Source organism: Nocardia sp. GTS18 (assembly GCF_013839555.1).
Taxonomy (GTDB): Bacteria; Actinomycetota; Actinomycetes; order Mycobacteriales; family Mycobacteriaceae; genus Nocardia; species Nocardia rosealba.
Window position 1 is genome coordinate 18,065 of the sequence record NZ_JACBIU010000050.1, and the last position, 9,905, is coordinate 27,969.

Sequence of the window (9,905 nt, forward strand, 5' to 3'; positions counted from 1 at the left end):
CGGGGTCGGACGGCGAGCAAGGAGTGATCGGCAGATGGAGACAGCACCCGCGAACGGCGGCGGAATCGACCGTGCCGAGATCCGTGCCGCGATCGCCCGTCACCTCGACATCACCCCCGACGCTGTCGCCGACGCCGACGACCTGATCCAGCTCGGCCTCGACTCTATCCGCACCATGAAACTCGCGGGTGCCTGGCGCAAACGCGGCATCAAGGTGAACTTCGCCCTCCTCGCCGCGCACCCGACCATCGACGCCTGGCACGCCTTACTCAACGGCGCCGACCCGGAAACCCTGAGCGGCGCCACGGCAGATCCGGTCGGCCAGGACCAGGCGCCGAATGTCGAACCGACCTCGGCCACGTCACCGCGACAGGCCGAGGGCGTCGAACCGGGTGCGCGAACGGTCGAGCCGACCCTGGCCGAAGGCGGCGGAAACGGTGCTGCCGCAGAGGTTTCCGAGCTCGTGGCCGATGACGGGACACCGTTCCCCCTCGCTCCCATGCAGCACGCGTACTGGATCGGCCGCTCCGACGCGCAGGAGCTGGGTGGTGTCGCCGCGCATCTGTACGTCGAATTCGACGGGCAGGGTGTGGACCCGCAGCGCCTCGAGCGGGCCGTGGAGCAATTGCTCGTGCGCCATCCGATGCTGCGGACGAGGTTCCTGCCGGACGGCACCCAGCAGACCCTCGACCGCCCCGGTCGGGCCGTGTTCGGGGTCACCGATCTGCGTGCGGTGTCCGAGGACGAGGCGCAGCGCAGGCTGGCGGAACTGCGCGACCAGCGCACCCATCAGCGGATGGCCGTGGAGGACGGCCAGGTGATCGATATCGCCCTGACCCGGCTGGCCGACGGTCGTACCCGCCTGCACCTCGATGTCGACATGCTCGCCGCCGACGCCATGAGCTACCGCATCCTCGTCACCGACCTGGCCGAGCTCTACCACGGCGAACAGCTCGCACCGCAGGACTACACATTCCGCCAGTACCTGGCCGAACAGCCGTCCACCGATCAGGAACGCGACCGCGACCGCGACTGGTGGCGCGACCGGCTCGCCGAACTGCCCGGCGCACCCGAACTGCCGCAGGCACAGCACGTTTCGGAGCCGAACCGCACCGTCCGCCTGCACCGGTGGCTGGCCCCGGAGGCCAAGGCGCAGGTGTTCGACGCCGCCCACGCGCGCGGCATCACCCCGGCGATGGCGCTGGCCTCGGTGTTCGCCGAGACCATCGGCGGCTGGTCGGCGCAGCGCCGCTTTCTGCTGAATCTGCCGCTGTTCCATCGGGAGCCGGTGCACCCGCAGGTCGACGGCGTGGTCGGCGACTTCACCTCCTCGGTGCTGCTCGAGGTCGATGTCACCGAGCCCGCCACCGTCGCCGATCGTGCGCGCACCCTGCAGCAGCGCCTGCACGAGGCGGGCGCCCATTCGGCCTACTCGGGCCTCGAGGTCCTGCGTGACCTGGGCCGTCAGCGCGGCGAACCGGTGCTGGCCCCCATCGTCTACACCAGCGCCCTCAATCTCGGCGAACTGTTCGCCGACACCGTCACCGATACCTTCGGTGACCCGGTCTGGATCATCTCCCAGGGCCCGCAGGTGCTGCTCGACGCCCAGATCACCGAGGTCCGCGGCGGCCTCCTGCTCAACTGGGACATCCGCGAATCCGCCTTCCCGCCCGGCATGGTCGAGGACATGTTCGCCCGCTACATCGAGGCCATCGAACGCCTGGGCGGCCAGGGTTCGGCGACCGTTGCGGGCTGGCAGGCCGAGGCGGGCGTGCGAATCCCCGTGGAACAGGCGGCGACTCGTGCCCGCGTGAACGCGACAGCCGCGCCGCTGAGCGGAAATCTGCTGCACACAGGCTTCTTCGCCAACGCCGCGACGAATCCGTCCGCACCGGCGGTGCTCTGGGCGCCCACCGGGCAGCTGACCTACGGTGAACTGGCCGCCGATGCCCTCGCCGTGGCCGGTGCTCTGCGCGAAGCCGGTGTGACGCCGGGCGATTCAGTGGCAGTGCAGTTGCCGAAGGGGCCCGATCAGGTCGTCGCCGTCCTCGGCGTGCTCGCCGCCGGTGCGGTGTACGTGCCGATCGGCTTCGACCAGCCCGCCGCCCGCCGCGCCGAAATCCTCTCCACCGCCGACGCCGTCGCGGTACTCACCGTCGGTGGCGCCCAGATCCCCGAGGCCCGGGTCGTCGACCTGGCCGAGGCCCGCAACCACCCGGAACCCTTGGCACGCCCCGTCTTCGGCGATCCGGAGAACATCGCCTACGTGCTGTTCACCTCCGGCTCCACGGGCAAGCCGAAGGGTGTCGAGGTGCCGCACCGCGCGGCCATGAACACCATCGACGACCTCGACGACCGCTTCGGCATCGGCGCGAACGACCGTGCCCTCGCCCTCTCGGCCCTCGAGTTCGACCTCTCGGTCTACGACATCTTCGGCCTGCTCGCGGCGGGCGGCGCCGTGGTCACCGTCGACGACGCGCAACGCGGCGACCCGGCGCGCTGGGTGGAGATCATTCGCCGCCACGAGGTTTCGCTGGTCAACTGTGTGCCCAGCCTGCTCGACATGCTGCTCACCGCGGCAGGCGGACAAGCGCTGCCCTCGCTGCGCACAGTGATCCTGGGTGGCGACTGGGTGGATGTCGCGCTGCCCGCACGCCTGGCGGCCGTGGCACCGGAATGCCGCTTCGCCGGTCTCGGCGGCGCGACCGAAACCGCCATCCACTCCACCATCTGCGAGGTGGTCGGCGCCGAGGTGCCTGCCGAATGGACGGCCGTTCCCTACGGCACCCCGTTGCGCAATGTGCGGTGCCGCGTGGTCGGCCCGGCGGGCAACGACTGCCCCGACTGGGTGAGCGGCGAACTGTGGATCGGTGGGGACGGTGTGGCCGCCGGGTATCGCAAGGACCCCGAACGCACCGCCGACCGGTTCGTCACTCACGAGGGTGTGCGCTGGTACCGCACCGGTGACCTGGCCCGCTACCTGCCCGACGGCGGTCTGGAATTCCTGGGCCGCGCCGATCATCAGGTGAAGATCCGTGGTTACCGGGTGGAACTCGGTGAGGTGGAGAGCGCGCTGCGCGCCGTGCCCGGGGTGCGTCACGCGGTCGCGGCCGTGGTCGGCAAGGCCGCACCGAAACTGGTCGCGCTGGTGGTGCCGACGCCGGGCACCGTCCTCGATGTCGACATCGTGCTGGCCGCCACCGCCGAACTGGTCCCCACCTACATGGTGCCCACCCGGCTCGAGATGCTGCCCGAACTTCCGCTCACCCCGAACGCCAAGCCCGACCGCAAGGCCATTCGCGCCGTGCTCGAAAAGGGCGAGGCGGCCGACGAATTCGTCGCGCCGCGCACCGATCTCGAGCGCGCGCTCGCGGCCGTGATCGGCGAGGTCCTCGCCACCGAACACATCGGTGTCACCGACGACTTCTTCGCCCTCGGTGGTGATTCGGTGCTCGCCACCACCGCCGTCGCCCGCATCCGCGAGTGGCTCGACGCACCCGACACCGTGGTCGCCGACCTGTTCACCGCCCGCAGCGTCGAGGGTCTGGCGCAGCGAATGACGCAGCGGGAGAACGAATCCGGGTCGTCGGGCAGGCTGGAAGTCGTGGCGGCGATGTACCTGGAGGTGGCCGCGATGACCGACGAGGAGATCCTCGCACAGTCCTGACCGGAGGGCGGTTCTCGATTCGCGGTTGTCCCAGCTCGCACTACACTTCGGTCGGTGAGCAAGTGGACTACCGCTGACCTATCCGACCAGACCGGCCGCACTTTCATCGTGACCGGCGCCAACAGCGGTCTCGGTGCCGCCACCGCGCGGGCGCTGTCCGCGAAAGGCGCGCGGGTGATCCTGGCCTGCCGCAATACGGCCAAGGCCGAGCAGGTGGCGAGCGAGTTACCGGGGGAGACCCAGGTGCGTGAGCTCGATCTGGCCGACCTGAACTCGGTGCGTGCCTTCGCCGAGTCGATCGAGCGGGTCGACGTGCTGATCAACAACGCGGGCGTGATGGCGCTGCCGCTGCGCCGCACCGCCGACGGTTTCGAAATGCAGTTCGGCACAAACCATCTCGGGCACTTTGCGCTCACCACCCTGCTGCTCGACCGGATCGCCGACCGGGTGGTCACCGTGTCGAGCAACGCGCACCGCATCGGCCGCATCGACCTGACCGACCCCAACTGGGAGCAGCGCCGCTACGACCGTTGGCGCGCCTACGGCCAGTCCAAGCTGGCCAATCTGCTGTTCGCCACCGAACTGCAGCGCCGCCTCGCCGGCGAGGGGTCGTCGGTGCTCTCGGTGGCCGCGCACCCCGGGTACGCCGCGACCGAACTCATGTCGCACACCGAATCGGTGCAGGAAGTGTTCATGTGGCTCGGCAACCGGATGTTCGCCCAGAGCCCCGCTCAGGGCGCGCTGCCCACGCTGTTCGCCGCCACCGCCGACGTGGAGCCCGGCGGGTTCTACGGTCCCGACGGCCTGTTCGGCCTGTGGGGCTACCCGGCGCCGTGCGCGATGGCCGCGCCCGCGCACGATCGCGCCGTCGCCGCCGAGCTCTGGGAGCTGTCGGAGAAGCTGTGCGGTCTGCTCTGAGGTGATCGCGATCACCCATGTCACACTCCGGCGCCGTGCGTCGTCGTAGAGGTGTATTCCACCCGACGAAGGAGTGATCATGGAAGCTCGTTTCGACCTCTACAACAACCCCGTCGCCACCAGCTTCGTGAAGCGGCTGCAGACCGCGGCCAAGGTGATCGACGGCTCGCCGCTGCCGAAGGCCACCCATGAGCTGGTGAAGATCCGCGCGTCGCAGATCAACGGGTGCAGCTTCTGCGTCGACATGCACACCAAGGACGCCGCGCACATGGGCGAATCCTCGGTGCGGATCAATCTGGTCGCCGCCTGGCGCGAGGCCAACGTGTTCACCGAGGCCGAGCGGGCCGCGCTCGCCCTCACCGAGGAGGCGACCCGCGTCGCCGACGGCGGCCAGGTCACCGAAGACACCTGGGCCCAGGTCCGCAAGCACTACGACGACGACCAGATCGCCGCGTTGATCGCCGCCATCGCGACGATCAACGCCTGGAACCGGCTCAACGCCATCGCCCACACCCCGGCGGGCGACTACGTGGCCGGCCAGTTCGGCTGAGGATCCGGGAGCGCTCAGGCGAATCGGTGCCCGTATTCGGCCGCCCACTGCGCGAAGGTGCGCGCTGGGCGGCCGAGCACGTTCTCGACCGTCGGGTCGACGGTGCGGGACTCCGGGCTCGACTCGGCGTACCAGCCGATCACGTACTCGGCATCCGCGCGCGACACCCCGGCCGCCGTCAACCGCTCGATCGCCTGCTCATGGCTGATGGTCACGAACGCGATCTCCCTTCCGGCGGCCTCGGCGAGCACGGCCAACCGTTCCTGCGGAGTGAGCGTCTGCGGGCCGGTGAGGTTGTAGGCACGCCCGGTGTGCCCGTCCTCGAGCAGCGCGACCGCGGCCACCGCACCGATATCGGCCTCGTGCACCAGCGCGCTCGGATGCGCGTACGGCTCGCGCACCACGCCCTCGGCCCGGATCGAATCGGCCCAGGTGAGCGTGTTCGACATGAACTCCTGCGGTTCCAGCCGCGTCCATTCCACGCCGGAGCGTTCGATCGCCTGCTCGACGGGACCGACGCCGCCACCCCAGACCACGGTGATGCGCTGCACGCCCGCCGCCACCGCCCGGTCGACCAGTTCCTGGCCCACCTCGGCCAGACCCGCCGTCACGGTCACGTGCAATCGGTCGACACCGCTCCAGTCGAGCGTGCCCGGCTCGGTGTGCGTTCCGCCGACCAGTTCCACCTCGGGACCGAGGAGTGCGCGTGCCCTTTCGGTATCGCGGGTGAGTGCTTTGACCTTCTCGCCGCGCTCGACGAGTTCCCGAACCACCTGGCGCCCGGTGTTGCCGGTCGCGCCCGTAACCAGTGTTGTCACAGTCGATTTCCTTTCCTCGGCACCCACGCTAGGAACTCAACACAGGTTGAGGTCAACCGCCGCAGCGGTGTGATCGTGCGCACTTCGGGCAACCAGGCGCGGGTCCGCGACGTTTCACCGGTGGTACAGTCCACGGCATGCAGCGCGCATATTTCTGGTTTAGCGAGCCGGCCCTGGGTGGGCCGGTCTGCGACCCTGCGCGCTGACTTCCTCCACCCCGAGCCGGATACCTGACCGGCTCGACGGGTAGCGAAATTTCCGTGGGTCGGCCTTCAACCGAAAAGGACCCACATTCTCATGACCACCGCAGTTGACGTAGACGCGCGGCACTCCGATCTCGACGATCAGCGCACCCTCAGCGTGAGCCCCTTGCGCTCGCCCGCCGAGGTCCGCCTCGTGCACCCCATCACCGACGAGCTGGCCGACACCGTGCGCTCGGGTCGCAAAGCCACCGTCGACGTGCTCAACGGCGACGACGATCGCCTGATGGTGATCGTCGGCCCGTGCTCGGTGCACGACCCCGTCGCCGCCCTCGACTACGCCCGCAAGCTGGCCGCCAAGGCCGAGGAACTCGGCGACCGGCTGCACATCGTCATGCGGGTGTACTTCGAGAAGCCGCGCACCACGCTGGGCTGGAAGGGTCTGATCAACGACCCGCACCTGGACGGTTCGTTCGACGTGAACACCGGTCTCGGTATCGGCCGCAAGGTGCTCGTCGACATCACCGCCCTCGGCCTGCCGGTGGCCTGTGAGTTCCTCGACCCGATCACCCCGCAGTACATCGCGGACCTGGTGTCCTACGGCGCGATCGGTGCGCGCACCGCCGCCAGCCAGGTGCACCGTCAGCTGTCCTCGGCGCTGTCGATGCCGGTGGGCATCAAGAACGGCACCGACGGTGACGTGCAGGTCGCGGTCGACGGTGTGCGTGCCGCCGCCGCCAGCCACGTCTTCCCCGGCACCGACCTCGACGGCCGTTCGGCGCTGATCCGTACCTCCGGCAACCCGGACTGCCACGTCATCCTGCGCGGTGGCAGCAACGGCACCAACTACGACGCCGCCTCCGTCGCCGAGGCCAAGCTGCGCCTCGAGAAGTCCGCGCTGCCCCAGCGCGTGGTGGTCGACGCCAGCCACGGCAACAGCAACAAGGACCACAACCGTCAGGTCGACGTCGTCACCGACATCGCGACCCGGCTCGCCGCCGGTGAGCAGGGTGTGGTCGGTGTGATGCTCGAGTCGTTCCTCGTCGCGGGCCGCCAGGACCTCACCCTGGACAAGGCCGCCGACCTCACCTACGGCCAGTCCATCACCGATGCCTGCATCGACTGGGAGACCACCGCCACGCAGCTCGACCGCCTGGCGCAGGCTGTCGCGAAGCGGCGCGGGTAACGCGACGGGCCCGAGAGCCCCGGATATTCCGGGGCTCTGGCCGCAGAGCCTGCCAGAAGGTATGCTGGCATACCATGAAGCGCACGACCATCAAGCTCCCCGACGACCTCGACAGCCGCGTCCGGCACGAGGCCGCGCGTCGTGGCATGACTGTGTCGGAGTGGACCAGAGAAGCGCTGGCCGCGCAGCTTCCCGGCCACGGTGTTCGCCGATTCGGTGCCGCGGGCGCGGGTCGCAGTGGACGCTCCGATATTTCCGAGCGGATCGAGGAAATTCTGCGGGGAGAGTGGGACCGATAGCGCGCCTGCTGGTCGACGCGGGCCCGCTCTATGCCTATGTCGACGCGGACGATGCCCATCATCGGGCCTGTTTGGAGCTACTCCAGAGCCACCGTGGCCCGCTCATCGTTCCAACGCTCGTCATCACGGAGGCCGCCTACCTCATCGGCACGCGATTGGGCGCGGAAGCCGAGGTGCGCTTCCTCGGTGACTTCGCCGAGGGGTTGTTCGAGGTAGAGCCGGTGCGTCCCGGCGACTGGCTGCGAATCGCCGAACTCGTTGCGCGCTACCGTGACTGGCCGCTGGGAACGGCGGACGCGTCGGTTGTCGCTACCGCCGAGAGATTGGGCATCACCGAGATCGCGACAGTCGACCGCCGGCACTTCGGAGCGATCCGCCCAGCTCATACCGAGGCTTTCCACCTCTTACCTTGAGCTCGACGTTGTAGGTGAGGTAGGCCGATGTCGGGTGCCACACTTGTGGGCGATGAGACTTCCCGAACTGCCCGATCTTCCCGTGCGGCCCGCGCTGGCGGACATCACGCGCACCCTGGCCGATCGGGGTGTCGCGGTGCTGGTCGCGCCCCCGGGGACCGGGAAGACGACGCTGGTGCCGTTGGCCTTGGCTGCGGACGAGTTCGTGGGGCCAGGGAAGACGGTGCCGTGGGCTTCGGCGGGCGGTGGGCGGGTTGTGGTGGCCGAACCGCGACGGTTGGCGGCGCGGGCGGCGGCCGCGCGGATGGCCGGGCTGCTGGGGGAACGGGTCGGGGAGACCGTGGGGTACGCGGTCCGTGGGGATCGCAAGGTAGGACCGCGCACACGGATAGAGGTGGTGACCTCCGGTCTGCTGGTCCGGCGGTTGCAGCAGGACCCGGAGCTCGCGGGTGTCGGCACGGTGATCCTCGACGAGTGCCATGAGCGGCACCTCGACGCCGATCTGCTGCTTGCCCTGCTGCTCGACGCTCGGTCGGGTCTGCGTCCCGATCTGCGCGTGCTCGCCACCTCGGCGACCGTCGCCGCCGACCGGCTCGCCGAACTGCTCGGTGGTGACGAGCGGGCGCCGGTGCTCGAGGTGCGGGGACGGACGTACCCGGTCGACATCGGTTATGTGCCGGCCTTGTCCCGGGAACGGGTGGAAGGCCATGTCGCCCGGGCGACGCGTGTCGCGCTGGATCAGACCGAGGGCGATGTCCTGGTTTTCCTGCCGGGTGTCGGTGAGATCAACCGGACGGCCGGGTTGCTGCGTGATCTCGATGTGGATGTCGTGCCGTTGCACGGTCGGCTGGCCGGGGCGGCGCAGGACAGTGCGCTACGGCCGGGTGCGCGTCGGCGGGTCGTGTTGTCCACTGCCGTAGCGGAATCCAGCCTCACCGTGCCCGGCGTGCGTGCCGTTGTCGACTCCGGGTTGTCGCGGGTGTCGCGGGTCGATCATCGGCGCGGGCTCTCCGGCCTTGCGACAGTGCGTGTTTCGGCCGCGGTCGCCGAACAGCGTGCCGGTCGTGCCGGTCGTGAGGCGCCCGGTCGCGCCTGGCGCTGCTGGCCCGAATACGAACACCACACCCTGCCCGCCTACCCCGACCCGGAGATCCGCACCGCCGAATTGACCCGCCTCGCACTCGAATTGGCCTGCTGGGGCACCCCCGACGGTTCCGCCCTCGCCTGGTGGGACGCCCCACCCGAAGGCGCGCTCACCGCCGCCCGCACTGTCCTGCACGCCCTCGGCGCTCTCGACGGCAACGACCACATCACCGCCCGCGGCCGCGCCATGGCCACCCTGGGCCTGCACCCCCGAATGGCCCGCGCCCTCCTCGACGGCGCCGCCCACCTCGGCCCGAAACTCGCCGCCGAAATGGTCGCCCTGATGGACGACGACACCCTCGCCCCCGGCACAGACGCCACCGCGGCCCTGCGCACCCTCCGCACCGAACGCCCACCACGCTGGACCCGAGAGGTCAGCCGCCTCACCCGCCTCGTCGGCGAATCCGGTGGCTCGGCCGTGCCCGGCGAGAGTGCTTATGGCGCAATCGCATCGGGCGTGGAGACCGGCGGCGCGGCGCTGGCCGGCGAGGAAAGCCGTTCTGCGGCGACATGGTTCGATGTCGGAGCCAAGGCGGGATCGCCAGGTGATGGTCGCGCTGAGGGCAGTTCGCCTGCGGGAAGCCATGGTGATCGGCAGGCGGACCCGAGGCGTGGCAGTGGCGGTTCGGGTGCGGGGAGGCGTGACTCGGCCGGGGCGGGTTCTGGCTCCTATACACATCTGACGCTGCCGACGACTTGCGATGATGACAT

8 protein-coding genes are annotated in these 9,905 nt (G+C 69.8%); 7 read left to right on the top strand and 1 reads right to left on the bottom strand.

Features of this window, described 5'->3' with window-relative positions; all coding sequences use genetic code 11:
* Nucleotides 1-34 precede the first annotated feature (34 nt).
* The 3 genes from HYG95_RS23505 to HYG95_RS23515 all read left to right on the top strand — a co-directional run bounded on the left by HYG95_RS23505 (nucleotide 35) and on the right by HYG95_RS23515 (nucleotide 5,135).
* Nucleotides 35-3,667 (top strand): non-ribosomal peptide synthetase, encoded by a 3,633-nt coding sequence (locus HYG95_RS23505; protein WP_181701118.1) that lies wholly within the window; start codon nucleotides 35-37, stop codon nucleotides 3,665-3,667.
* A gap of 54 nt (nucleotides 3,668-3,721) precedes the next feature.
* A complete protein-coding gene (locus HYG95_RS23510; protein WP_181701120.1) occupies nucleotides 3,722-4,585 on the top strand; it encodes an oxidoreductase in 864 nt (287 codons plus the stop codon).
* A 79-nt stretch (nucleotides 4,586-4,664) separates the two neighbouring features.
* Nucleotides 4,665-5,135, top strand: coding sequence for a carboxymuconolactone decarboxylase family protein (locus HYG95_RS23515; RefSeq protein ID WP_181701122.1), 471 nt, complete (start codon nucleotides 4,665-4,667; stop codon nucleotides 5,133-5,135).
* A gap of 14 nt (nucleotides 5,136-5,149) precedes the next feature.
* Here the strand turns inward: HYG95_RS23515 and HYG95_RS23520 are convergent, their stop codons facing one another.
* On the bottom strand, nucleotides 5,150-5,953 hold the full coding sequence (locus HYG95_RS23520) for an NmrA family NAD(P)-binding protein (RefSeq protein ID WP_181701124.1): 804 nt from the start codon (nucleotides 5,951-5,953) through the stop codon (nucleotides 5,150-5,152).
* Nucleotides 5,954-6,250: 297 nt separating this feature from the next.
* On the opposite strand from HYG95_RS23520, the gene HYG95_RS23525 reads away from it, so the two are divergent.
* From HYG95_RS23525 to HYG95_RS23540, 4 genes are all read left to right on the top strand, one after another.
* Nucleotides 6,251-7,339, top strand: coding sequence for a 3-deoxy-7-phosphoheptulonate synthase (locus tag HYG95_RS23525; protein WP_181701126.1), 1,089 nt, complete (start codon nucleotides 6,251-6,253; stop codon nucleotides 7,337-7,339).
* 74 nt (nucleotides 7,340-7,413) lie between these two features.
* Nucleotides 7,414-7,638, top strand: coding sequence for a CopG family transcriptional regulator (locus HYG95_RS23530; RefSeq protein ID WP_181701128.1), 225 nt, complete (start codon nucleotides 7,414-7,416; stop codon nucleotides 7,636-7,638).
* A complete protein-coding gene (locus HYG95_RS23535) occupies nucleotides 7,626-8,051 on the top strand; it encodes a PIN domain-containing protein (RefSeq protein WP_357147687.1) in 426 nt (141 codons plus the stop codon). Before HYG95_RS23530 ends, HYG95_RS23535 begins: the two co-directional genes overlap by 13 nt.
* A 52-nt stretch (nucleotides 8,052-8,103) precedes the next feature.
* The coding region (locus tag HYG95_RS23540; RefSeq protein WP_255495649.1) for a helicase-related protein at nucleotides 8,104-9,905 on the top strand (1,802 nt) is incomplete at its 3' end.